Source organism: Lentibacillus jeotgali, from assembly GCF_000224785.1.
In the GTDB taxonomy this organism is placed as follows: domain Bacteria; phylum Bacillota; class Bacilli; order Bacillales; family Amphibacillaceae; genus Lentibacillus; species Lentibacillus jeotgali.
In genome coordinates this window covers 1-25,158 of the sequence record NZ_AGAV01000012.1, presented here as the reverse complement: position 1 = coordinate 25,158, position 25,158 = coordinate 1, and the positions used below count along the sequence as shown (strand labels likewise).

At 43.4% G+C, this 25,158-nt stretch carries 27 protein-coding genes and 1 pseudogene; 1 reads left to right on the top strand and 27 read right to left on the bottom strand.

The window, feature by feature from the left end:
• Nucleotides 1-85: 85 nt before the first annotated feature.
• From ON01_RS08705 to smc, 13 genes are all read right to left on the bottom strand, one after another.
• Nucleotides 86-655 (bottom strand): DUF4256 domain-containing protein, encoded by a 570-nt coding sequence (locus tag ON01_RS08705; RefSeq protein ID WP_010530643.1) that lies wholly within the window; start codon nucleotides 653-655, stop codon nucleotides 86-88.
• 115 nt (nucleotides 656-770) lie between these two features.
• Entirely contained in the window at nucleotides 771-1,625 is an 855-nt protein-coding gene (gene ylqF, locus ON01_RS08700) for a ribosome biogenesis GTPase YlqF (RefSeq protein ID WP_010530642.1), read from the bottom strand.
• A gap of 11 nt (nucleotides 1,626-1,636) precedes the next feature.
• A complete protein-coding gene (gene lepB / locus ON01_RS08695; protein ID WP_010530641.1) occupies nucleotides 1,637-2,197 on the bottom strand; it encodes a signal peptidase I in 561 nt (186 codons plus the stop codon).
• A 150-nt stretch (nucleotides 2,198-2,347) separates the two neighbouring features.
• A complete protein-coding gene (gene rplS, locus ON01_RS08690; protein ID WP_010530640.1) occupies nucleotides 2,348-2,692 on the bottom strand; it encodes a 50S ribosomal protein L19 in 345 nt (114 codons plus the stop codon).
• 118 nt (nucleotides 2,693-2,810) lie between these two features.
• Nucleotides 2,811-3,533: a tRNA (guanosine(37)-N1)-methyltransferase TrmD gene (gene trmD, locus ON01_RS08685; protein ID WP_010530639.1), complete on the bottom strand. Its 723-nt coding sequence runs from the start codon at nucleotides 3,531-3,533 to the stop codon at nucleotides 2,811-2,813.
• Nucleotides 3,533-4,045 carry a ribosome maturation factor RimM gene (gene rimM, locus ON01_RS08680; RefSeq protein WP_010530638.1) on the bottom strand — a complete coding sequence of 171 codons (513 nt, stop codon included), beginning with the start codon at nucleotides 4,043-4,045 and terminating at the stop codon, nucleotides 3,533-3,535. The genes trmD and rimM overlap by 1 nt, the downstream gene beginning before the upstream one ends.
• Before the next feature lie 11 nt (nucleotides 4,046-4,056).
• Nucleotides 4,057-4,446, bottom strand: a complete 390-nt coding sequence (locus ON01_RS08675; protein ID WP_010530637.1) for a YlqD family protein — start codon at nucleotides 4,444-4,446, stop codon at nucleotides 4,057-4,059.
• A gap of 83 nt (nucleotides 4,447-4,529) precedes the next feature.
• Entirely contained in the window at nucleotides 4,530-4,757 is a 228-nt protein-coding gene (locus ON01_RS08670) for a KH domain-containing protein (protein ID WP_010530636.1), read from the bottom strand.
• A gap of 21 nt (nucleotides 4,758-4,778) precedes the next feature.
• A complete protein-coding gene (rpsP, locus tag ON01_RS08665) occupies nucleotides 4,779-5,045 on the bottom strand; it encodes a 30S ribosomal protein S16 (protein ID WP_010530635.1) in 267 nt (88 codons plus the stop codon).
• Between the two features lie 114 nt (nucleotides 5,046-5,159).
• Nucleotides 5,160-6,503 carry a signal recognition particle protein gene (gene ffh / locus ON01_RS08660; RefSeq protein WP_010530634.1) on the bottom strand — a complete coding sequence of 448 codons (1,344 nt, stop codon included), beginning with the start codon at nucleotides 6,501-6,503 and terminating at the stop codon, nucleotides 5,160-5,162.
• 13 nt (nucleotides 6,504-6,516) lie between these two features.
• The gene (locus ON01_RS08655) at nucleotides 6,517-6,834 is read right to left on the bottom strand and encodes a putative DNA-binding protein (protein WP_010530633.1); all 318 of its coding nucleotides are present in this window, start codon (nucleotides 6,832-6,834) and stop codon (nucleotides 6,517-6,519) included.
• A gap of 66 nt (nucleotides 6,835-6,900) precedes the next feature.
• A complete protein-coding gene (gene ftsY, locus ON01_RS08650; protein WP_010530632.1) occupies nucleotides 6,901-7,902 on the bottom strand; it encodes a signal recognition particle-docking protein FtsY in 1,002 nt (333 codons plus the stop codon).
• Between the two features lie 15 nt (nucleotides 7,903-7,917).
• Nucleotides 7,918-11,484 (bottom strand): chromosome segregation protein SMC, encoded by a 3,567-nt coding sequence (smc, locus tag ON01_RS08645; RefSeq protein ID WP_010530631.1) that lies wholly within the window; start codon nucleotides 11,482-11,484, stop codon nucleotides 7,918-7,920.
• A 153-nt stretch (nucleotides 11,485-11,637) separates the two neighbouring features.
• Between smc and ON01_RS08640 the strand changes: the two genes are divergently transcribed.
• Entirely contained in the window at nucleotides 11,638-11,862 is a 225-nt protein-coding gene (locus tag ON01_RS08640; RefSeq protein WP_010530630.1) for a DUF1128 domain-containing protein, read from the top strand.
• 139 nt (nucleotides 11,863-12,001) lie between these two features.
• Here ON01_RS08640 and rnc read toward each other — a convergent pair whose 3' ends face one another.
• The 14 genes and pseudogenes from rnc to ON01_RS08570 all read right to left on the bottom strand — a co-directional run bounded on the left by rnc (nucleotide 12,002) and on the right by ON01_RS08570 (nucleotide 24,587).
• A complete protein-coding gene (rnc, locus tag ON01_RS08635; protein ID WP_010530629.1) occupies nucleotides 12,002-12,685 on the bottom strand; it encodes a ribonuclease III in 684 nt (227 codons plus the stop codon).
• Nucleotides 12,686-12,778: 93 nt separating this feature from the next.
• Entirely contained in the window at nucleotides 12,779-13,015 is a 237-nt protein-coding gene (acpP, locus tag ON01_RS08630; protein ID WP_010530628.1) for an acyl carrier protein, read from the bottom strand.
• A 60-nt stretch (nucleotides 13,016-13,075) separates the two neighbouring features.
• On the bottom strand, nucleotides 13,076-13,816 hold the full coding sequence (gene fabG / locus ON01_RS08625) for a 3-oxoacyl-[acyl-carrier-protein] reductase (protein WP_010530627.1): 741 nt from the start codon (nucleotides 13,814-13,816) through the stop codon (nucleotides 13,076-13,078).
• Nucleotides 13,816-14,757, bottom strand: a complete 942-nt coding sequence (gene fabD / locus ON01_RS08620; protein ID WP_010530626.1) for an ACP S-malonyltransferase — start codon at nucleotides 14,755-14,757, stop codon at nucleotides 13,816-13,818. Before fabD ends, fabG begins: the two co-directional genes overlap by 1 nt.
• A 1-nt stretch (nucleotide 14,758) precedes the next feature.
• Nucleotides 14,759-15,760: a phosphate acyltransferase PlsX gene (gene plsX, locus ON01_RS08615; RefSeq protein ID WP_010530625.1), complete on the bottom strand. Its 1,002-nt coding sequence runs from the start codon at nucleotides 15,758-15,760 to the stop codon at nucleotides 14,759-14,761.
• Nucleotides 15,744-16,337 carry a transcription factor FapR gene (fapR, locus tag ON01_RS08610; RefSeq protein ID WP_010530624.1) on the bottom strand — a complete coding sequence of 198 codons (594 nt, stop codon included), beginning with the start codon at nucleotides 16,335-16,337 and terminating at the stop codon, nucleotides 15,744-15,746. The genes plsX and fapR overlap by 17 nt, the downstream gene beginning before the upstream one ends.
• 174 nt (nucleotides 16,338-16,511) lie before the next feature.
• Nucleotides 16,512-18,545: an ATP-dependent DNA helicase RecG gene (gene recG, locus ON01_RS08605; RefSeq protein ID WP_010530623.1), complete on the bottom strand. Its 2,034-nt coding sequence runs from the start codon at nucleotides 18,543-18,545 to the stop codon at nucleotides 16,512-16,514.
• Between the two features lie 16 nt (nucleotides 18,546-18,561).
• Nucleotides 18,562-19,437: an L-serine ammonia-lyase, iron-sulfur-dependent, subunit alpha gene (gene sdaAA / locus ON01_RS08600; RefSeq protein ID WP_010530622.1), complete on the bottom strand. Its 876-nt coding sequence runs from the start codon at nucleotides 19,435-19,437 to the stop codon at nucleotides 18,562-18,564.
• 93 nt (nucleotides 19,438-19,530) lie between these two features.
• Entirely contained in the window at nucleotides 19,531-20,193 is a 663-nt protein-coding gene (sdaAB, locus tag ON01_RS08595) for an L-serine ammonia-lyase, iron-sulfur-dependent subunit beta (RefSeq protein ID WP_010530621.1), read from the bottom strand.
• 212 nt (nucleotides 20,194-20,405) lie between these two features.
• Nucleotides 20,406-20,930 (bottom strand): annotated as a pseudogene (locus tag ON01_RS08590) (transposase); the annotation flags it as partial.
• 34 nt (nucleotides 20,931-20,964) lie between these two features.
• The gene (locus tag ON01_RS08585; protein ID WP_010530619.1) at nucleotides 20,965-21,321 is read right to left on the bottom strand and encodes an MmcQ/YjbR family DNA-binding protein; all 357 of its coding nucleotides are present in this window, start codon (nucleotides 21,319-21,321) and stop codon (nucleotides 20,965-20,967) included.
• A 189-nt stretch (nucleotides 21,322-21,510) separates the two neighbouring features.
• Nucleotides 21,511-22,296, bottom strand: coding sequence for an aminoglycoside nucleotidyltransferase ANT(9) (ant(9), locus tag ON01_RS08580; protein WP_010530618.1), 786 nt, complete (start codon nucleotides 22,294-22,296; stop codon nucleotides 21,511-21,513).
• A 79-nt stretch (nucleotides 22,297-22,375) separates the two neighbouring features.
• The gene (locus ON01_RS08575) at nucleotides 22,376-22,876 is read right to left on the bottom strand and encodes a GrpB family protein (RefSeq protein WP_010530617.1); all 501 of its coding nucleotides are present in this window, start codon (nucleotides 22,874-22,876) and stop codon (nucleotides 22,376-22,378) included.
• Between the two features lie 241 nt (nucleotides 22,877-23,117).
• Nucleotides 23,118-24,587 carry an IS5 family transposase gene (locus tag ON01_RS08570; protein WP_010530616.1) on the bottom strand — a complete coding sequence of 490 codons (1,470 nt, stop codon included), beginning with the start codon at nucleotides 24,585-24,587 and terminating at the stop codon, nucleotides 23,118-23,120.
• Nucleotides 24,588-25,158 lie beyond the last annotated feature (571 nt).

Here is a 25,158-nt window from a genome sequence, read left to right as displayed (position 1 = left end):
TGTATAGTTAATCAGTACATTCAAATTTTTACATAGTAATAGAAGAATTGACAGTCAATTCGTGTTGAAATTAGATGATTTTGTCTCAGACTCTTAGTAAGCCACGGAACCCTCTGACGCCATAGTAAGAGGACGCACCGTTGTGATAAACGAAGACATGGCCGTAGCGATAATCGCAAAAAAGGGCACCGCCGAGTTCTCTAATATCAGATGGTGTTTGCACCCAACTCGACGTTTTCACATCGAAATTTTCAAGTTTTTGTAATGCCCGATATTGTTCTTCTGTTAAAAGTTCGATTCCCATGGCAGCTGCCATATCAATAGCGTTATTCTCCGGTTTATATTTTTTTCTTGACTCTAGGCCCGCGCGGTCGTAACAGACACTTCTGCGGCCCTTAGGACTTTCCGCTGAACAATCACAAAAAGTGTATTCGTCTTTCTCTTTATCATAACCAACAACATCTGGTTCCCCGCCAGTTCTTTCCATTTCATTGAGCGACCACAGTTTGTCAGCATTGGCTTCCAGCTTTCCCAAGATTTCAGCCCATTCAAGATCTTTATGGCGATTCATGTTTGTTTCAAAACGGGCTTTCAATGCTCTGAGCAATTCTTCACGTTGTTCTGATAACAACTCCTCTATATTACGCTTTGTCATGCTATCCCCCCCTTAACTCATAGTGGTTTAAGTATATATGAATATTGTTGCATAATAAATCGATTTTGGAAACTAATCGGAAAAAATCATATTATTAAAAATCACCCTCGGACAATCAGGTATTGTCCGGGGGTGATTCAAGTGTTATATTTCCCAGTTTTCCTGTTCGCAGATCATGTATGACCAGGTCAGCCACCTTGTCAAAATTGACATTTCCGCCGCTTTCGAGGGCTCCCCTCTGCTTCCCGATTGAAACAAAAATGTCCCACATGTCCTCCATGTCGCGATTAATCCCATATCTTTCTTCCAGCCGATCCGGATAAAATTTCTGCATATATTGAATAACAAATGCAACCACATCATCCAGCGGCAATAACTGATCTTTTATCGTGCCAACAGCTGCCAGCCGGTAACCAACTCGTTCATCTTCAAATTTTGGCCATAGAATTCCCGGTGTATCAAGCAGTTCAAAGTCACCTTTCACCTTTATCCATTGCTGTTTCTTTGTTACACCCGGCTTGTCACCGATTTGGGCAATCTTTTTATTGGCAAGACGGTTGATTAATGTTGACTTGCCAACATTCGGGATGCCGATGATCATAGCACGGGCAGGCCGCGGGTTAACGCCTTTTCTCTTAAGCTTATCCATTTTTGTCTGTCCAAGGTCTTTTGCTGTCTGAACAACACATTTGATATCGGATTTGCTATTGACATCAATAGCGATGGCTGGGATTCCACGACCTTTATAGTAACTCAGCCACTTCTCTGTCATCCTGTTGTCTGCAAGGTCCTTTTTCATCATGACAATCATTTTGAGCTTTTGCTGCAAGACATTCTGCAGCATTGGATTTTGTGATGACAACGGCGTGCGTGCATCCACGAGTTCTATAACGAAATCCGTTAATTTCAGCTTTTCTTCCACTTCACGTTTTGCTTTTGCCATATGTCCTGGAAACCATTGTATGGCCATATTGAATCACCCTAATCGTGCAGAATCTGAATCCGGTCAAGCGGCCAGTAGATCAAACTGGTTTTCCCAACAATCTGATCCATCGAAACCAATCCGAGTATGCGACTGTCTGTCGAATTATTCCGATTGTCACCCAGCACAAGCACATGGTTTTCAGGGATCTCTTCGTATCCGCCCGGAAGGTCCTCCAGCTGAAAATCACCTGTTAACGGCTGATAAGACGGCATTTTTTCTTTACGTTCCTGCAAAAAAGGCTCGGCTACTTTTTCACCATCAACGTATAATTGATCATCCTCTACCGAGACATGCTCACCTGGCAGACCAACTATCCGTTTAATAAAATCTTTTCGGTCTGAGGCGTGAAACACAACAATATCGAAACGATTCGGTTCCTGTATCTGGTAGATAAATTTATTGACAATCATTTGGTCTCCATCCCGCAATGTTGGCATCATCGATGGTCCATCGACAACAATCGGAGCAAAAAAGAATGTCCTGATGATGAAAAACAAACCAAATGCTATTAACAAAGCCTTTATCCAGTCAAACCATTCACTTTTTAACTTCTCCATTTCTCCAACACCGCCTGGTACAATATATGTATAGCCTATGAATTCCTTATAATATTATTATATCATGCCATACTGAAAAATATAGAAAGTAAAAAAGAGCTTGCATGGAATGTGACAAGCCCCTTTTCAATAACAATTATAGTTGACGGATTAGCGACGTTCTTTAATACGTGCTGCTTTTCCGCGCAGATTACGAAGATAGTAAAGTTTCGCACGGCGAACAATACCACGGCGGGAAACTTCGATTTTCGCAATACGTGGTGAATGCAGCGGCAATGTACGCTCAACACCAACACCGTAGGAAATCTTTCTTACAGTAAATGTTTCACTGATTCCGCCGCCTTGCCGTTTAATGACAACACCTTCAAACACCTGAATACGTTCACGGCTTCCTTCGACAACTTTAACGTGAACTTTTACAGTGTCGCCTGGGCGGAAATCAGGATGATCCGTACGAAGCTGATCTTTTGTCACTTCTTCAATGATATGTTGCATCCTGTTTCACTCCTTCCAAACCAATGCTCTTATCACACTAAGGGACAGCGGAACATCGTTTATACGTGCTAGTTAAGCACAATCATAAATATACCATACTAAAACAGTGAATTCAACATTATTTTTTACCTAATATCTGTTTAGCCTCATCTGATAGATCCTGTTCGTCTATCAGGTCCTGCCGGCGCTCACAGGTTCGCTTAAGCGACTCTATCCTGCGCCATTCCGCAATTTTAGCATGATCACCTGATAACAGTATGTCCGGAACTTTCATACCGCGAAAGTCAGCAGGTCGGGTGTAGTGTGGATGTTCCAGCAGCCCGGTGGAAAATGAGTCCTTGGGAGCAGATGCTTTATTCCCAAGCACATCCGGCAAAAGTCGCACAATACTGTCAATCACAACCGCGGCGGCAAGCTCGCCACCGGTCAGCACATAATCCCCTATTGAAATTTCATCGGTCACAAGATGTTCCCTGATTCGTTCGTCATAACCTTCATAATGACCGCAAATGAACACAAGATGGTCTTCTTGTGACAGTTCCTCTGCTTTTTGCTGATTGTAAGGTTCCCCTTGCGGACTCATTAAAATAACCCGTGGTTTTGTTTGTTTTACGCTTATGACGGCATCCACCGCGTCAAACACCGGCTGCGGTGTCAGGACCATGCCTGCGCCGCCGCCATACGGGTAATCGTCCACTTTCATATGCTTGTTCGTTGAATAATCACGGAAATTTACCAGGTTGTAACTGAATTTTTCATTTTGCTGAGCCTTTTTTAAAATTGAGGCATCAAAAACACCTGAAATCATCTCCGGAAATAGCGTCAAAACATCAATATGCATCAGTCAAGCAGTCCTTCCATCGGCTCAATCACTACTTTTTTGTCAGAAACATCTACTTCTTTCACAACGTCAGCAATATAAGGGACAAGCACGTCTTTCCCTTCCTCCCGTTCAGTAACCCATACATCATTTGCGCCTGGTGCGAGAATTTCTTTGATTGTCCCGAGTTTTTCACCGCTTGTCAGGTAAACGGCACATCCAATAATTTCGTGATAGTAAAACTCATTTTCAGCCAGATCAGCCAGCTGGTCTCTTGGAATTTTTAAGAGTCGTCCTTTAAACTGCTCAACATCATTGATATTGTCATAGCTTTTAAAATGGAGAAGGCCAAATCCCTTATGATCCCGATGACCATCAATTTCCAGATTCAAAGTCTGACCATTTTCCTTCTCCAGTATCAGCTGATTTCCAATATCGAATCGTTCTTCGAAATCCGTTATTCGCTGTACTTTAACGTCACCTTTTATGCCGTGTGTATTTACGATTTTCCCGACATTCAACATATCCGTCATGTTATCACCTGCTACTCATCAATTCGCACGACCACATCATCTTCTATAACGATTGCCGACTCTTCCATAATTTTATTCCAATGCGAACCTTCTTTGACCTCAACAAGAGCTTCAACTTCTTTTTCCGTAATTTCACTGCCGGTTTCAAGGATGTCCAATTGCTCGATTTTAAAATCAACCAATTTAATTTTTTCTTTCCGGTTTTTAATTTCCTGCTGAAATCGCTGAGACAGCTCCTGTTTTGACATGCTACGTTTATTCTCCAATTTCCGCTGTTCAAACCTTAACTGTTGACACTCTTGTTCAAGCCGCATTTTATGATCATTAAAACTGCTTCGCAACTTTTCTTTGCTCTTCTCTGTGACAATTTGCTTAATAAGGACCTTTTTGATTATTTGCATACTGGTACCCCGCTCTCTAAACGTTCTCGGTATAGAGATGAAACCTGGTTATGTGTAAAAAGGGAAAGGTATGACCTCTCCCTTTACATAATATCCAAATAAATACGTTTTTTCGTTTCCGTTTTTGAAGCGTAAACAACAGTACGGATCGCCTTGGCAATACGTCCGTTTTTTCCAATCACCTTGCCGACATCGTTTTCGTTGACGGTCAGATGGTAGACAATTTTTGAATCTTCCTCGGTTTCCGTCACAACGATGTCGCCAGGGTTATCCACAAGTGGTGCTACAATTGTTTCAATCAGGGCTTTCATGATTATCACACTACTTTACAATTAGTTTTTCTGTTCGTGGAATTTTTTCATGATGCCTTGTTTTGAGAAAAGGTTACGGACTGTATCACTTGGCTTGGCCCCGTTCGTCATCCAATCCACTGCTCTATCCTCATCTATTTTAACTTCAATCGGGTTAGCAACAGGGTTATACGTTCCAATCTGCTCAATAAAACGTCCGTCTCTTGGTGAACGGGAATCAGCTACGACAATACGGTAAAATGGATTACGTTTAGCTCCCATGCGTTTCATACGAATTTTTACTGCCATGATGTCACCTCCAATGTCTTTGTTTCACAATTTTAGATTCTAACAGATAGGCCACAGTCTGTAAAGTGTTTTTCCATTACAGAACATATAATTTTTTGAACAACCACTAAAAGTTTACATAAACGGCATGTTCATGCCTTTGCCTTTTTTGCCTTTTTGCATGTTGGTCATTTGTTTCATCATTTTTTTCATTTCGTTAAATTGTTTCAGGAGTCTGTTCACTTGCGAAACGGATGTGCCGGAACCTTTGGCAATCCGTTTTTTACGGCTTGCATTCATTAAGCTCGGATCCTGCCGCTCATCTTTCGTCATCGACTGGATGATTGCTTCCACATAGACCAGCTGCTTTTCATCAATTTGTGCATTTTTCAGGCCTTTCATTTTGTTAGCACCCGGAATCATATTCATCAAATCTTCCAGCGGGCCCATTTTCTTAACCTGGCCCATTTGTTCCAGAAAGTCATCAAACGTGAATGACATCGTACGCATCTTTTCTTCGAGTTCTTTCGCCTGTTGTTCATTGACGTTTGTTTCCGCTTTATCAATCAGGCTCAGAACATCACCCATTCCCAGGATACGTGATGCCATGCTTTCCGGGCGAAATGGCTCAAGCTGATCAAGCTTTTCACCCATACCTGCGAATTTGATTGGCGTGCCGGTAACTGCTCTGATGGAAAGTGCAGCACCACCGCGCGTATCCCCGTCAAGCTTTGTCAGAACAACACCCGACAGCTCCAGCTGTTCATTGAAACTTTCCGCCACATTGACTGCATCCTGACCTGTCATGGCATCAACGACAAGGAAAATTTCATCCGGATTGACAGCAGCTTTAATCTGCTCCAACTCCCCCATCAGATCTTCATCAACGTGAAGCCGGCCGGCGGTATCGATTATAACGTAATCATTGTGCTCTTCCTTCGCCTGTTCGACTGCTTCCTTTGCAATATCAACAGGGTTCGCATCCGTGCCCTTGGAAAACACGGGCATGCCGAGCTGATGCCCGACTGTTTCGAGCTGATCAATCGCTGCCGGCCGGTAAATGTCGGCGGCCACCAAAAGCGGTTTGCGATTGTGTTTTTTCCGCAAATGACTGGCCAGTTTTCCGCTTGTCGTTGTTTTACCGGCGCCCTGCAGACCTGCCATCATAATAACAGTCGGCGGGCGGTCGCTGACAGCTATCTTACTTTGTTCACCGCCCATAAGCTCTGATAATTCTTCTTTAACAACTTTAATAACCTGCTGGCCGGGAGTTAAGCTTTCCATCACTTCCTGGCCAACAGCACGTTCTTTGATGCGTTTTATCAAATCTTTGACAACTTTGAAGTTAACGTCGGCTTCGAGCAAGGCAAGGCGGACTTCCCGAGTCATTTCCTTAACATCCTGCTCAGAAACCTTTCCTTTGCCGGTGATTTTTTTCATCGTACTCTGCAATCGGTCGGCCAATCCTTCAAATGCCATAGAAGGTTTCCCCCTACTCTAATTCTTGTAGTTGATGGATAAATGCCTGTATCTGACTATTTTCCGCTGCATTATCCATCTTGTCCAAAATTTCGGCTCGCTTTTGGAATTTATCATATAACCCTAATTTATTTTCATACGATTCAAGCATCGATTCGGTTCTTCTGATATTATCATAAACCGCCTGCCGTGAAACCTGCAGCAAATCGGAAATTTCACCAAGTGAGTAGTCCTCACGATAGTACATATCCATGTAATTCTGTTGTTTAGGGGTCAGCAGTGGCTGATAGAAGTCGAATAAATAATTAACACGTGTTGTTTTTTCAAGCAATTCATTCACCCCTCAGATATGTCTTCCTTCTATTGTTAAGTGAAATCCCTTTACAAAAGTTTACCATCATTCAGACTCATCTTCAAGCAGATCCGCGAATAATCCATAGACAAATGCATGGGCATCAAACGCCTGCAAATCCTCAATTTGTTCACCCAGACCGGCAAATTTGACCGGGATCTGCAGTTCATTGCGAATCGCGAGTACAATGCCGCCTTTTGCCGTTCCGTCCAATTTGGTCAGGATAATACCTGATACATCGGTAGCATCGGAAAAAGTCTTTGCCTGGCTCAGCGCATTCTGGCCGGTTGTCGCATCCAGCACAAGTAATACGTCATGCGGCGCATCAGGCACTTCTCTTTCAATAACACGTTTGACTTTGGCAAGCTCGTTCATTAAATTGACCTTATTTTGCAGGCGGCCCGCAGTATCACAGATTAATACATCAGCATTACGCGATTTCGCTGCCTTGATGCCGTCAAAAATGACTGCGGCCGGATCACTGCCTTCACCCTGCTTGATAACGTCCACACCAGCACGCTCGCCCCACACATCCAGCTGCTCAATCGCACCGGCACGGAAAGTATCACCAGCAGCCAGCATTACGTGCTTGCCTTCTTGTTTTAATTGATAAGCCAATTTACCAATCGACGTTGTCTTACCGACACCATTCACACCGACAACAAGTATGACAGAGAGACCGTCTTCCTGTATATTTAATTTCTCGACTTCCTCATCATCATCTCCGTAATAAATTTCTACCAGCTTCTCCGAAATCACGTCCTTGATTTCTTTTGTGTCTCTAATGTTTTGCCGCTTCACTTCCATTTTTAGCTCATCAACAAGATCCATCACGGTATTGACCCCAACATCCGCTCCGATCAGAACTTCTTCAAGCTCTTCAAAAAATTCCTCGTCCACTTTGCGGTAGCGTGCAATCAGGTCGTTCAGTTTTCCGGAAAACGATTGACGGGTTTTTTCCATACCTTGTTTATATTTTTTAGAAACGTCTTGTGTTTCTTCTTCGTTCTGTTTAAATTTATTTTTTAATTTATCCATGAATCCCATTAAACGAATTCCTCCTTATGCATTGATAAGCGCTTCAGTCTCTTCCAGCCGGACCGAGACAAGCCGTGATACGCCGGATTCCTGCATTGTAACGCCATACAGGACATCTGATTCTTCCATCGTTCCCTTGCGATGAGTAATGACAATGAATTGCGTGTCTTCACTGAACGTCTTCAAATACTTGGCGAATCGAATAACATTTGCCTCATCAAGGGCAGCCTCGACCTCGTCCAACACACAGAACGGCACAGGACGGACACGCAGTATGGCAAATAACAGGGCAATAGCTGTCAAAGCCCGTTCCCCGCCTGAAAGGAGCCCGAGATGCTGCAATTTTTTGCCGGGCGGCTGTGCAATGATCTCCACACCGGTATCGAGCAGGTTATTCGGGTCGGTCAATTGCAGCTCTGCCTTTCCTCCGCCAAATAATTGCTTAAAGACAACAGAAAATTCATCTTTAATCTGACCGAATGTCTCACTGAAGCGTTTTTCCATTTCTTCGTCCATTTCCGCAATAACTGAATGGAGCGTCTGTTTCGCTTCGATCAGATCGTTTTGCTGCCTGGATAAAAAGTCATACCGATCGGAAATACGATCATACTCATCGATTGCACCTAAATTGACCGTGCCCAGCTGATCGATGGACTGCTTAATTTGCGTCACCATTGTCTGAGTTTCGTCAGTATTATCCGTCTTATCATACGCCTGTTTGGCTTTTTCAAATGTCATTGTATATTCCGTCTGTAGTTTGGACAAGCGGTTTTCCAGTTCGACATCCAGACGATTAGCCTTGACTTCTTTTGCTTGAATAGCCTCTTTAAATGCCTGGTGTTGTTTGTTTTCTTCTTTCAACTCGCGGTCCTGATCCTGCATAAGCTGTGTGCGTTCTGAACGATTTGCTCGCATTTTTTGGATTTTGTCAGTAATGGCTTCTTTATCCTTTTTGGCTGCAGAAATATTGGCTTCCATCTCTTCTTCAGTTTCCTCTGAATTCTGCATATCAAGGAGCTCGTTCAGATCATTGACAATGATCTCATACTGCTCCTCATAATCACTTAACTGTGTTTGCAGGCTGTTTGTTTTTTCACGCTGATTCTTTAGGCGTTCTTCCTGTTCAGCCAAAGCGACTTGTCTCTTCTGATAATCTTCTCTTAACTGTTCCTGATTTTCCTGAAACGACGCTTCCTGCCTGGACAGCTTATCAATTTCCTGCTGGGTTGATTCAAGATGATCGGAAATAATGTTAAGTTCTTTTTCCAGCTGCCCGTCACGTGTGTTCAGGTCGCTTGTGTCCTGGTCAAATTGCTGTTTATCCTGATCATATAACTGCAGATTATCATTCAAGGTCGCAAGTTTCATTTCAGCTTCTTTATAGGAGGTGCGGATTTCCTGCAATTTTTCCTGTTCGCTATTGGCTGCCTCCTCTTCTGAAGCAATCTGGCGATCAATCTGGCTAATTTGCTGCTTTTGTTTGTTAACTTGCTGATCAAAGTGATTTACTTTTTGCTGATAGTCCGTAAGTTTTTCGGTCACTTCCTGCAAATCTTTTTCTCTTGTAAATAATGACTGCTTCGATTTTTTCTGAGCGCCACCTGACATGGAGCCGCCCGGATTGACCACATCACCTTCGACTGTCACGACCCGATGCTTACGATTGACCAGTCCTGCAATAACACTAGCGTCTTTCAATGTTTTGGCTACCAGAACATGCCCCATTAAATGGTTGACCGCTTTCTGAAATTCAGGCTCTGTCGAAACGAGGTCACAGGCCACACCGACAAACCCGGGATGATCTTCCGCTTTTGATAGCATACTTTTTGGAACAAATCGTGCCTGAATCGAGTTTAGGGGCAAAAAAGTGGCCCGTCCGCTGTTTGTTTTTTTCAACCAGCTGATCGCTTGGCGTGCTACCTGGTCATCATTCACGACAACATGCTGAGCTTGGCCACCCAGTACTGTTTCAATCGCGGTAATATATTGTTTCGGAACATCTATCAGCTCGATTACCGCCCCGTGAACACCACGAAGTTCCTGACTCTCCCGAGCTTTAAGCACAGCCTTAACACCGTAGAAAAACCCCTGAAAATCTTCCTTCATATCAGCAAGCATTTCTTTTTTGGATTTAAGTTTTTCAATATATTGATAGCCCTGATACAGTTTGGTTTGCGCTTCCTGAAATGCATCGCGTTTCTTCGTGAGGTCCTCTTTCATCTGCTGGACATTCTGCGACTTTGAATGATATAGCCTTTCCTGTTCGGCATAATCCGATTCCAGCTTTTCTGTCTTTGAGCTGAGTTCCTTCCGCTCATCCAACAGATCCTCAAACTTTTCCGACTGTTTCTCTTTTTTGCTAGTAATTTGCTGAACCTGCTGCTGGATGGACTGTCTTTCGTTCCGTTTAGCTGCTTGTTCATTCAAATACTCAATATAATCCGACTTCAGTTCCTCAATTTGATCGGCAATGTTTTCCCGCTCTGTTGTCAGTTTCGTTTCCAGCTGTGTTACCTGATCTTTCGTGTCATTGCGGCTCTTTTGCAGTAAAGAGAGTCTCTCATTTTCCTGACCAAGTTCGTATTCGAGCAATTCAATGCGTTCAGCCGTTTCCTTTTGCTGGGCTTCCAGTTTCTCTTTGTTCTCGGAAAAATGTTTTGTCCGCTCATTAAATAACTGTTTTTTACCTTCGAATTTTTCAAGCTGTTCGGTTGTTGAAAGCAAATTGCCCTGCAGCTGATCAATCTCATCATCAAGCTTCTGAAGTTGCTGCCGTTCTTCTTCCAGCTCAGCTTCTTTTGATTGGATGGCTGTTTTCCGATTCAATTCATCCGTTTTTTCTTTTTCCAGTTCATCAAGCAATGTCTGCCACTGAACATGCAACTGCTCAATTTCCGTAATAAGCAGTGAAATCTCGTGCTGTTTCAATTCTTCTTTTTTATCCAGATAAGTCCGCGCCGTTTCAGCCTGCGCTTCAAGTGGCTCAATTTGCTGTTCAATCTCATGGATAATATCTTCCACACGATTCAAATTTTCTTGCGTTTCAGCTAATTTATACTCGGATTTTTTTTTACGCTGCTTATACTTTAATACGCCGGCAGCTTCTTCAAAGATCGTCCGCCGTTCATCTGCTTTGGAACTGAGTATTTCCTCAACTTTTCCCTGACTGATAATCGAGAATGCTTCACGTCCAAGTCCCGAGTCCATAAATAAATCAACGATATCTTTCAAGCGGCAGGACTGTTTATTGATATAAAACTCGCTTTCACCTGAGCGATAAACGCGTCTGGTGACACTCACTTCCTCATAATCGAGCGAAAGTTCCTTGTCACTGTTCTCCAGTACGATTGTCACTTCGGCAACATTGAGAGCCCGCCTTGTGTCACTGCCCTGAAAAATGATATCCTCCATCTTCGAGCCGCGCAAAGAACGTGCTGACTGTTCACCCAGTACCCATCTGATCGCGTCAGTAATATTGCTTTTTCCGCTGCCGTTTGGGCCCACTACTGACGTCACACCCGGAACAAAATCCACACTGATCCGTTCGGCAAATGACTTAAAGCCCACGCTTTCCAATCGTTTCAAATACATAAACATTCTCCTACTATTTCTCAGGGGTTCCGCAAAAATATGTATCCAGCCTGGTTGGCATTTTAACGCATTTATTTTATCATAAAGAGAAGCACAAAAGAAGTTTTAATCAATACATAAGCTTTGTGGGACTATCTTTAAGGAGGTGTTCACATGAATCTGGAAAATGCGACACAGGAAAACCTGAAATTTATGCTGGATGAACTGGCTGAACAATTGAGTGTCGTCAATCGTGAGGTGATGCAACCGGAGGACTACGACTTGGATAAATTTGACGACATTAAATTTATGTATGATATGGTCAAACAGAGAGGTCAACTTAGCCCATCCGAGACACAGGCATTTATTGATGAGCTGAGGTCAGTAAGGAAATCATAACGGGATAATATCATTATCGCCAAGCATTAATGGCGAAAGCCTTAGTTGCACTTATGCAGTAAGAAAGAATTTATACTTTCTTAACTGCTGAGAAAGCTGCACCACCAATATAATTTGGGGTGCAGCTTTTTAAAGACTTCTAATCATCGATCGTATCCAGAGCATGCTTGGCAGCACGTTGTTCAGCTTCTTTTTTGGTATGGCCTGCTCCCTCGCCTGACACATGATTATTTATAATCACCTGAGCGATAAACTCCTTATCGTGGGAAGGACCTTTTTCATCGGCAATGACATAGTCAATGCTGTGATTTCGGGTCTGCTGAACTTGTTCCTGGAGTTTGCTTTTATAATCCATCGCATGCGAAAAAGCACCTGTTGTTATTTTCGGATAGACATGCTGTTTCAAAAATTGAATAACGACATCATAGCCTTGGTCCAGATACAATGCTCCCAGGAATGCTTCAAACACATCTGCCAGTATTGCAGGTCGTTCACGGCCGCCTGATTGTTCCTCACCCTTGCCCAGAAACAAGTAATCACCAAAATCCAGCTCACGGGAAAACTCAACCAGCGACGGCTCACATACAATTGATGCGCGCAATTTAGTCAGGTCTCCCTCAGCCAGACGCTCCTTTTGCTTATATAAATATTGGGATACACCAAGTTCAAGGACTGCATCACCCAAAAATTCCAAACGCTCATTATCCGAAAAATTCTTATCCCGATGCTCATTCACATAAGATGAATGTGTAAAAGCTTGCTTCAACAGGCTTTGATCATTAAATGTTATATCCAGTTGTTGTTCCAAATGTGAAAGATTCATGCCGATTGTCACCACTCCGCATTAAGATTAATACATCTAAAATAGACTAAAAAGCCCCGCGTGGTGCGGGACTTCCTGCAAAACTATATGGACTCAGGATTGATTGCTGTTTATGTAATTGACAGCATCCCCAACCGTATTGATTTTTTCAGCTTCTTCATCAGCGATTTCCATGTCAAACTCGTCTTCAAGTTCCATAACAAGTTCAACCACATCAAGTGAGTCAGCTTCAAGGTCGTCTTTGAAAGAAGCCTCCATTGTCACTTGTGATTCTTCCACTTCCAATTTATCAACAATAATATCTTTTACCTTATCGAATACATCTGCCATGAGTCGTCACCCCCTTTCGAGAAATTTATGTAAAACAAAAACCTAATACCGGTTTCTGTTTTACATGACCATACCGCCATCGATGTGAATTGTCTGGCCGGTAATGTATTTTGCATCATCTGACGCCAGGAAACGCACAACCCGTGCCACATCATCCGGTTCTCCCAATTTTTCGAGCGGTATCACGGACAGCATCCCTTCTTTTTGCTCCTCAGTCAAGGCATCGGTCATATCAGTCGAAATGAAGCCGGGCGCAACCGCGTTAACAAGGATATTTCGTGATGCAAATTCCTTGGCAGTTGATTTTGTCAAGCCAATAACGCCTGCTTTGGCAGCTGTATAGTTTGCCTGACCGGCATTGCCGCTCACCCCGACGATCGAGGATACATTAATGATCCGGCCGCCTTTTTGTTTCATCATTTGTCTTGAAACAGCTTTTGTACATTGGAAGACGCCTTTAAGATTGGTATCAATCACCTGATCAAATTCATCTTCCTTCATCCGCATTAATAAGTTATCCCTGTTGATACCCGCATTATTCACTAAAATATCCAGGCTGTCAAATTCACTGACGACTTGTTTCACCATGGCTTTTGCTTCTTTTTCATCTGCAACATTTGCCTGAATCTTAAACGATTGTACACCCATTTGTTTAATTTCTTCAACAACAGCTTGTGCCTTGTCCTCACTGCCGGAGTAGTTAACGGCAACATTTGCACCCTGCCTTGCCAGCTCGAGAGCAATCGCTCGGCCAATGCCACGTGAGGCCCCCGTTACCAATGCACTTTTTCCGTCCAGCATCAAGATTCCTCCCTATACCATGTTAGAAACTCATTTAACGAGTCCGGATCCTGCACGGCAAACGTTTTAGCTTTGCGGTCAATTTTCCGGACAAGTCCGCTTAATACCTTGCCTGTTCCAAGCTCAATAAAGGCATCAACACCTTCATGCATCATATTCCGGATTGATTCTTCAAACCGTACAGGTGAATACAGCTGTCTGATCAGCAGGTCTTTAACACTGTTCTTGTCTTTGACAGGTTCAGCCGTTACATTGGCGTAAACTGGGATATCCGCATCACTGAAAGTCATACAGTTCAGTTCTTCCGCAAATTGTTCATTGGCCGGTTTCATCAGCCTCGAATGGAATGGTCCGCTCACGTTTAGAGGCAGGACCCGCTTGGCGCCTTTCTCCTTCAAGAGCCCCTCGGCTGCATCAATCCCCTCTTTCGACCCGGAGATGACAATCTGGCCCGGACAGTTCAAATTCGCAATGTCAGCTACCTGATCTTCATTTAACGCCTCAAGCGCCTGTTCGATATCACTTTGAGACATGCCCAGAACTGCTGCCATCGACCCCTGACCTTTCGGGAAGGCTTCTTCCATCAGCCTTCCCCTTGTGGCAACAAGCGGCAGTGCTTCCTCAAACGGGAGCGCACCTGCAGCCACAAGAGCACTGTATTCCCCAAGACTATGTCCTGCCGCCATCACCGGCTGCATATTTTCCTTTTGCAAAAGTCTTTGTACAGCAATGCCGGACAATAATAACGCCGGCTGTGCGTTTTCAGTTTCAGTTAGTGCGTCTTGAGGACCGTCAAACATTAGCTGTGTCAGCTCTTTTCCCAACAACTGATCAGCCTGGGCGAACAATTCCCTTACCTCGGCATATTCATCATAAAACGCTTTCGCCATACCGACCGTCTGTGAACCCTGGCCGGGAAATAAAAATGCTGCACGTTTCATATTAATCCCCCTTGTTCAAATCAACCGATTCGACTGTTGTTTTAATCGTCTCGGTAACATTATTATCAACCATATGTGCTGCCTGCTGAATGGCATTGAATACTGCACGGCTGTTTGATGATCCATGTGCTTTAATAACCGGTGAAGTCAGACCAAATAAGCCTGCGCCGCCATACTCTGAATAATCCAATTGACTTTGCAAACTTTTTAAATCATTTTTAATCATACCAGCTGCGATTTTTGTTTTGACTGATGCCATGAATGTCTCTTTCAGCATCGAAAACATGGTCATTGCCGTGCCCTCGATCGTTTTCAATGCAATGTTCCCGCTGAATCCATCGGTCACAACAACATCCGCAGTACCCGACAGGATATCACGTGCTTCAACGTTTCCGATAAAATTAACAGGAGCATCTTTTAACTGATAGTATGCCTTTTTCGTCAGTTCATTGCCCTTACCCTCTTCTGTTCCAATGTTCATGAGACCGACAGTCGGGTTTGAAATAGACCTTACCTTTTCTGTATAAATTGAACCCATAATGGCATATTGCACAAGGTTATGGGCTTTTGCATCGACATTTGCGCCGACGTCCAGCAGCAAAAAGCCTTTTCCGTCAGTCGTTGGAAGTGTCGGACTTAATGCCGGACGGTCAATTCCGCGGATTCTCCCGACAACAAACAACCCTGCACTCATCAAAGCCCCGGTATTTCCTGCCGAAATACAAGCATCTGCACGTTTTTCCTTCACTTCTTTGGCCATCAGGACCAATGATGAATTTTTTTTGCTTCTGACAGCCCTGACCGGTTCATCTTCGGCCGTAATAATCTCGTCAGTATGAATCATTTCAATTCGATTTGAATCAGAAAGATACTGTTTTATTTTTTTCTCATCACCAATCAGCGATATGTTTAGATTTTCAATGTTGGACACGGCCTCTTCAGCACCTTTAACAATCGCTTCAGGTGCGTGGTCGCCGCCCATCGCATCAATTGCTATCTTCATTTCCAATGTCCCCTTTTGGATCGTTTGAACGATACATATGAAATAATCCGGTAAACACATTCTCATTGTCGACAAAGCTGTCAACACGTACAATTGTCATACCTTTGACGTCCACATCTTCAACGAAGGCTTTGGCAACGACGCGCTCACCTGCTTTTACCTGTCTGGTGAACTTGATCTCTGATTTTGCAGTCAGTGCAAGCTCATCATTAATAACCGCAACAGCCAGGGAATTTGCCTGTGCAAACAGATGATGCCCGCGTGCAATTTTATTTCGCGAAAAAACATGTTCTTTTTTAATTTCCAATATTGAAATGGCACGTCGGTCAAGATCAAGGTCGATAATTTCACCAATCACTTCATCCAGAGGAAGCGCCTTTACCGTTTCATTCCACTGATATGCGGCGACAGACTTTATCCGTTCACGGAGTTCGGGTATGGAAAGTTCCATTCGGTCAAGCCTTATTGTCTGTATACTGACATTGAATTTGTCTGCCAGTTTTTCATCGGTTATAAAGGGCGTGGCTTCAATGGTTTCTTTTAATAACCGCTGGCGTTCTGTTTTACTGATTTTCATTTGCAGCTCCGTTCAATAGAAAAACATCGTATCCGCCGGCATCAAAAGGCAGCGTCAACGTTTTCTGTGTAATTAATACATTTTACATGTTAATCCTATGACTTGGTCCTAATAGTAATATATAACACCACGTCTAGTTATGCAAGTTATCATAAACCGGAATTATAGTTTTCTTTAATCCAATTTTTCTTGAAGAACAGTACCATCTTCCAAATAGATCTGCAGCTGACGGAAAGCAGAATTATTTTCGAGCAATCCGTTCTCAATAATCTCTTCAGCATCCTGACGTGCAGTTTCCAATGCCTTGTAATCATGAATCATATCGGCGACTCTAAACTCAGGGAGCCCGCTTTGTTTCTTTCCAAAAAAGTCACCGGGGCCGCGGAGTTTCAGATCCTGCTCGGATAACTCAAAGCCGTTATTGGTCTCGGTCATAATCCGCATCCGCTCTTTTCCTGTTTCTCCTTTTGGATCAGCAATCAGGATGCAATAACTTTGCTTCTCACCGCGTCCGACACGACCCCTGAGCTGATGCAACTGGGAAAGGCCAAAACGTTCTGCATCATAAATGACCATAATCGTTGCATTGGTGACGTTTACCCCAACTTCGACAACAGTCGTTGAAACAAGGATATCCACATCGCCATTTGCAAACTGTTTCATGACAGCATCTTTTTCATCAGTTGCAAGCCGGCCATGCATCAATCCAATTTGCAATGAACCCGAGTAAAATCCTTCAAGCTGATGATATAAGTCGACTGCGTTCTGTATATCAAGCTTATCGGATTCCTCAATTAATGGACAGACAACATACGCCTGTTCGCCTTGTTCCGCCCGTTTGGCAATGAATTGCAGTATACGCTCGAATGTATTTTCCTTAGCCCAGTACGTCTCGATTGCTTTCCGGCCTGATGGCATCTCATCAATTACCGAAACATCCATATCTCCGAATGCTGTGATAGCCAATGTTCGCGGAATCGGTGTTGCAGTCATAAATAGCACATCCGGATTAAGCCCTTTTTCCCGTAGTGCCCGCCGTTGTTCCACGCCGAACCGGTGTTGCTCGTCGACAATCACAAAGCCCAGGTCATTGAAAAACACATCGTCCTGGATCAATGCATGCGTTCCAACTACAATGTCTGCCTCATGATTTTCAATGGCAGAAAGGGTTTCCTTTCGTTTCTTCCCTTTGACAGACCCGGTCAATAACACAATTGAAGCTCTTTGCCCAAATGTTTCAGTCAGTGACTGAAAATGCTGTTCAGCCAATATTTCAGTCGGCACCATTAAAGCCCCCTGTTTGCCGGCGGTAATTGAAGCATAAAGGCATGCTTCGGCTACAGCTGTCTTACCTGACCCGACGTCCCCCTGCAGAAGCCGGCTCATTCTGTAAGGCGATTTCATATCTGCCAAAATCTGGTTCATCGCCTTTCCTTGGGCTTTTGTCAGGGAGAAGGGAAAACTGTCGATAAATTTCCCGAGGGCTGCCGATTCATAATGCTGCGCGTTTCCAGTCGTTGATTCACGTTTTATTTTTCGCAGCATTTGCATTTTCAGCTGAAACAGTAAGAATTCCTCGTATGTAAATCGCCGTCTGGCATGCTTCAGATCAACTCTGCTTCCGGGAAAATGCATGGTAGAGACAGCATTGACCCGATTTGGCAGTTTATATGATTCCAGGTATTGTTCAGGCAACAGCTCCGGTACATCATCTTGATATGTCTTAATGGCATTCCTGACCGCTTTTTTCACTTTGTAGTTTGTCACATCACCTTTTAATGAGTACATCGGCTGGATTGCTGACTGTTGGTTTGCCAGGCCCTTTTTATAATTGCTGACTGTTATTTGCAGCCGGTGGGCGTCCCATTTGCCTGTCAGCGTCAAGGTGTCACCGGGATTCAGCTGTTTTTTGGCAAAGGCCCGGTTGAACATGACGGCTTTTACCGCAACACCTTCCACTTCGATACTAAATGACAGTCGGGATTTTTTTTTGCCATAAAAATTGAGGGAAGGCTCATGGATGATCCTTCCCTCAATGGTGACCTTATCCTCATGAATCAATTCGCTAAGCGGTTTAATTTCAAATACATCATAACGATAGGGAAAATAGTAAAGCAGATCTTCCACGGTATGAATGCCCATTTCCCCCAAATCGGCTGCAAGTTTTTCTCCGATACCTTTAATGACTGTTACTGGATCACTCAGCATGTTTGATCACTTCTTTCTAAACTGACATTCCGAATATTTTCTCCTTTAAAAGCCGTCCGGTTGGTGTGTCCGCCAACCCGCCCTCACCTGTTTCACGCAGGCTCGAAGGCATCTGTTTGCCAATGCGGTACATCGCACCAATCACCTCATCACAGGGAATCGTACTTGTTACACCAGCTAGCGCCATGTCCGCTGATACAATGGCAAGTGATGAACCGCCGGCATTTCGCTTAACACATGGCACTTCCACTAAACCGGCAACCGGATCACAAACGAGTCCGAGCATATTCTTTAGTGTCATGGCAAATGCTTCGGCTGATTGCTGCGGTGTGCCGCCTGCCATTTCCACAATAGCCGCCGATGCCATGGCCCCTGCTGATCCGACTTCAGCCTGACACCCGCCGGCAGCTCCTGAAATAAACGAATTATTGGCTACAACAAAACCGAATGCTCCGGATGTAAACAAATAGCGCACCATTTGCTCGCGTGTCGGGTTCAGCTGATTCCTGACCGCAAATAATGTTCCCGGAACACAGCCGGCACTGCCTGCTGTAGGTGTTGCACAAATTGTACCCATAGCAGCGTTGACTTCATTAGTGCCCATTGCTTTACTAACAGCATCCATAACGATATTGCCGGATAACGGCGTATTTTCTTTCATGTATTCCTGGACTTTAACTGCATCGCCGCCGGTCAGCCCGGTAACCGACTCAACACCTTTAAGACTGTCTTCTACAGCTTTTTCCATCACATTAAGGTTCTTCTCCATTTCGGCAAACACGTCTTCCCGTGTTTTCTCCTTGACTTCCATTTCTTGCTGTATCATAACTTCTGAGATTAATATATTTTCCTTTTCAGCGGTTTCCACTAATTCAGCAACTGTACGAAACATGCATTTTCTCCTCTCCTGAAGCGAAAATTCGCAAACATTTAAGACAATCCGGACACTATTTTAAAATTGCGCGAAATCATCCATTCTAACTTCTTAGCTGACAATTTTAGCAATCTGTTCAATATGATCGGCATTTTCCATTTCCTTTAATATACTGTCATCAACGTTCTGATCCACTTCAATAACCATCAGTGCTTCTTTTCCAACATCCTTGCGGTTCACTTCCATATGCCCGATATTGATCTGATGTTTAGCCAAAATTTCCGTAACTGAAGCAATCGCTCCGAAGCGGTCATTGTGCATTATCAGGATGGCAGGATGATTGCCGGATAGGCGTAATTCAAACCCATTCAATTCCGTGATTTCAATTTTTCCTCCACCGATTGAAATACCCATAAGCTCTATCTGCTCTGCATCATCCCCGATAATCAACCTTGCTGTGTTGGGATGGTCGACGCCTGCGCTATCTTCAATAAACTCAATATCAAGCCCCTGTTCTTCGGCAATTTTAAGCGCCTGGTTCATCCGGGGATCATCTGTCTCATACCCTAGTAAACCTCCGGCTAAAGCAAAATCCGTTCCGTGGCCCTTGTACGTTTTAGCAAAAGATTCATATAAATGAATCCTGGCCCAAGTTGGTTTTTTACCCAATAGATTTCGGGCTGCTTTCCCAATACGTGCAGCTCCAGCTGTGTGTGAACTTGATGGTCCGATCATGACCGGTCCGATAATGTCAAACACTGAATTAAATTTCACGATAGAACACCGCCTGTTCACAGTATAGTTTTAACTTCTTTGCTAATTATAACAAAAACCTCTATAATAATCACTTACACAATATCTTTATTTAGATGCATATTTATGTATTTGTTTATATTTATTAATCGTTGCCATATCAGTGTTTTATAGGGTTGTTTTAATTAAATTATGTTTTTGTGTATCTATTTATAACATATAATATTCAATATTTATGGTAGCAGGACGGTGGTGTAAAAAAGAGGTGGGACATAACTAGCCAAAAATGACTTAAAAAAGGTTCCAATCATCAATTTTTGATGGTTGGAACCTTTTTGATTTGAATGATTATCATCATCTAAGGTAGGATTTGTCTTCTCGGCGGTGTACTTTCTCAAGTTCACCCCCATGAATGCAAATCCTAATTCATTTCCCACGTTGTCTTGTCTCCTTACAGACATACGTGTGAAACGCAAATTAGCCTTCAGAAATCCGAAGACTGGTTCCACATCGATTTTACGTTGCCCGTAAATTTCGCCAGTTTCTTCTTCCGAAAGCTTCCGCCTCGTATAAGCTTTTTGATTTTCCCACTTCTCATTATAATAAATTTTCCGGTTATTGCCTTCTTTTGCTTTGGTACATTGAGATCGTAACGGACAACCGGAACAGTCCTCGCACTCATAAACTTTAAATGTTCGTGTATAACCATATCGGTCTGTTCGATTGGATATATAACGGAATGTCAGTTTTTGACCATCCACGGCAATTTTAATTGGAATAACTCTTCATTTTTTACTTGGTTAAATTAAAGCTTTGCTCAATTAAGTTATAAATTTCTCCTTCTGGATCGGTACGATTTAAAACAAGTGAAATCCAATGCTCCTTGTCCATATGATATCCAGGTAAAATATCTCGTCCGTTTCTTAAACCCCCGATTAGTTCAGGAGGACATTTTAAATTCAAAATATCTATTTCCTCGTTTCCTTCTAATCCTAATTTTTCTGGAAGGATATTCATCACAAGACCAAACCATTTTCCGTTAGATGCATGTCTCAGAGCAGCATAGTTTGGAAATTTCCTAAACGGATAATCAGGTAATGTACCGTAGGTTTCCTGAACGTGTTTGAAGATATCTTCTCTTGTTAACATACTAAGTAATTCCTCCAAATGCTTTGGTTGATGTGCTCGCCTAATTTCTTCACTCATTTCACCCGACATTTATAGCTTTCAATACACTTTGTTTATTCAACAATATGGCCATTATATTCAGTTCGGGCGCTAGTACTTATTCCTGCTTAGCGCCCGATTGAGGCAGATCGTTGTTTTCCAAAAACTTGCTCAGATACTAAAATAAGCCTCTATTTTGTCCCTCATATGATTGACCAACGATATGACTTCGGCTTCCATTCCGTCCCAATCATCATCATATTCGCCAAGATAAGCTTTTCTAGCGATATTGAGCACTTCCGCTTGCTGCTTCGGTAACTTAGGGATTGCCCATTGTGCAGCCACATCTTTTGGAGAAATTGTACCTTCAGCCATTGTTTGCCACATGCGAGCGAGAGTTAATAGCACATTACGTTCGTCACCCTTAATATTATCAATTAACTTTGGCAAAGACTCCTCTATTGCCTTTTGAATATCTGTTATCGGAATGGGCTCAAGTATCGTTAACAGATCAGGCCCAAACAGTGAAACGCTATGCTCTCGTGCTTGTGCTAAAACAATAGCTAAGTCAGGATCAAACATTGGTTCCGGAATTTGACCATTCTCAAACTCAGACCTAAGCCATTCACCATAGACCAATTCATTCCTTGGGGGATATTGCCAAGGTACGCTATCTTCTTCATTAATAACGATTAATTCAAGGTACTGCATCCCCTTTTCATTTCCTATTTTTCCCGATATCGGCATTAAGCGTTCTGTTAGTTTTCTTCGAGTAGCTTCAGATAATCGCTGATTCACGACTACGAGGACATCGACATCACTATTGATACGTAACCCGCCGCTTACTGCCGAACCATAAAGATACACACCAACTAACTTGCTTCCGAGTACATTCCTCGCAATTCCTAATGCGTCAAATGCTTCCTTTGGTATTTCTTCATTAGTCATATTGCTCATCAATGACAAACTCCTCTGCTCGCTCCATGATTTCCTGGACGACTGAATCTTTGGCATCCGAATAGTGCTGTACATGTCCTCATTCACGCTGAGACAGACGACGTTTAACAGATGCATATTGATCTTGATCAGACGCATTAGCTCGAAGCCAATCCCGAAATCCCAACATTCTTTGAACCTCAAATACACCTTTGCTAAATACGTGTGAATTAATATCTGTATCGGGACCTTTGAACATACGGTGCTCAAGCCACTCGGGTTCCCGAATGCGTAGCGTGTAGCCTGCTTCCTCCAAGTCCGAGACATAGGTCGTCTCGTCAGCAGCGTCCGTTACAACCAATAGAATATCTATGATTGGCTTGGTACACAGTCCCGGCACTGACGTTGAGCCAAATGTTCCACTTGCAAGGCCGTGTTGCCAAGTACAGAGGGCCTCTCGTTCAAATAGCTCCGGCCACCGTGAATCATATTCATGGGGGGTGATGGGCGCATTGCGAGGCTTACGTTCTCCAACCGTAGCCTTCTGAAGATCTTCATCACTTTTAGGTGTTGAATTTGAACCATCCTGCCTCGATGGCAATTCATCCACCTCCCTCGTTATTATTGGCATTTGAACAGACCACAGCAGTTTGTAAAGTTACAACAGTCAGCTTCTTATTTCTCTTGACCATAAGTATTCTAGAATATGCCCTTTTCTGCAGAATCGGACGCCGATACTTATTCCAGATAGGCGCCTTATCGTATTACGGTATACTCAACCCACTTAATTAGGGGTTACTGAATAACTCAATGTTTTGTCCAAATGTGAATAAGTGACTTTCTCAATTCTGATAGTGGATAGACCATAGACGTGAAAAAAATAAGAAAAGAAGCTCTCGAAGGGCTTTCGAGAGGTTTAGATTAAGCACCTGAAGCGAAATAACCGATTCACTTGTCTGCTGAAGACGTGCTTGAATAAGACCGAGTCCATAAGTGCGTTTTCCTTCACCGAACTTGCCTTCAATGGCATTTCGTTCAGACGCATCGTGGTACGCGATCTGTTTCTGCTCCTTGTCTTCTTTTTTAGGCGGGCGTCCAAGCTTCGGGCCACTTAACCGGATGCCACGTTCCTTACAGTACCGGCGGTTTTCACGCGTCAAATAAATCTTATCGGCCAGCACAGCTTCGGGGTAAACCCCGTTCCGACTCACGTATCGCTCAACTGAAGCGGGCAAGTCGCCAGCTTCATGATAGGCGTCCCACTTCAGGTTATCGAGAAATGCCCATCCGTCGACAAGACTGAGTGAAAGTTTTGCTCCAAATTCCACGTTCGTATGGGGCTTACCGCGGACAATCGGACGAACATGGGGCTGGGATATGCTTACAATACGGTCGTCAATGCGATACGTTTTCGTCTGAAACATCAGCTTTTGCTGGCGATAGATCTCCTGAATCACGAAAAGGTCACGATATTGTTTGGTATTGAGAAGTCCCAGCCCGCCTTGTCCGGCAAGGGTTTGAAGGTGAGTAAGATCCCTTTCCACGTAGTTTAGCTGCTTCTTGATCCCTTTTCGTAGTTTGCGTTTGGACGGCTTCTTCTGTTTGGCAAGAGCCAAGTAGTCTTTACGTGCCTTCTTTCGGTACGTTCTCGGCTTATCATGTTGGCCGCAAAAGGGGGCGTGAAGCGTATCGATTATCGATTCCAATTTCTCACGTCCATCATTCAACAGCTTCAAATCGGTCGGATAGGTGATATCAGCCGGTGCACATGTGGCGTCCATCAGGAGCTTACCCTGATAGTGACGGGGGGCACTGGAATCTTTGTCCTGTACGTGGTTTGACCGATCGGGAGAATCGTCGCTTTTTCCGCCAGAATGGTCATCATCGTCATCTTGGTTGTCGTCTGATTGGTGTTCTTCCACAACCCATTCATTCACCTGATCGATGATTTCTCGGGTGATTCGCTTGCGGAAATGGGTCATCGACGAGGCATGAAAAGGTGCTTCAAATTGAAATTCCGGCAGTCCAATGAAGTACTGAAGGTACGGATTTTCGATAATCTGTTCAACCGTTTCGACGTCACTCGTCCCCAAGCGTTCTTTAATGATTAACGCACCCAAAGCGAGCCGGACCGAGTTGGCATGCGCTCCTTGAGTCAAATCCTTCAGTTGCTTTTTGTAGCGTTCTTCAATTTCCCACCACGGAATGAGGTTGGCTAGGATCACCCAACGATTCTCAGGATTTAACTCTCCACCAAATGGAAGAAAGAAGTCACCAGGTAACAACATTTGACGTTCAGAATGATTATACATGATTTTCGTCCTCCAGCTGCAAGGGTTTTTGGTCTTTTCACGACATTTCCTTTGCATCTAGTTTCGACAAAAAAAGCTAAAATCCTTGCGATAATTGAACTTTTTGGTTATTCAGTAGCACCTAATTATGCAAACAATTATAGATCTTATGAACTGTTTTTTTGAGGTTTAAAAGCTAATTCATAATCCTTACAATAAAGAAAACGAAAAACCTTTTGCAACTAATGATAAAGGAAATACTACTATACTAACTAACATGACTATACCACCAAGAAAATCGGGTAAAAAGCTTGATAGAACATAAATAATAAAGGTAGGCAAGGAATATCATGATAATTATTCCCAACCATCCAATTTGACCTCTTTTCCCTACTCGAAAACTGTCGCATCTAGGACCGATACCAAATCATTAATTATTTTATATTGGCTTTTCGTTTTGCATAAGTATTGCAGATCCTTCGACTGTAGAAGCTGGTATTGAAGAACAAAAGGTAACCATCACTTTTGATACTGCTACGTTTCCGCATGTTCCAACATGTACTTTTACTTAATCTTATCACAAAACCTAATT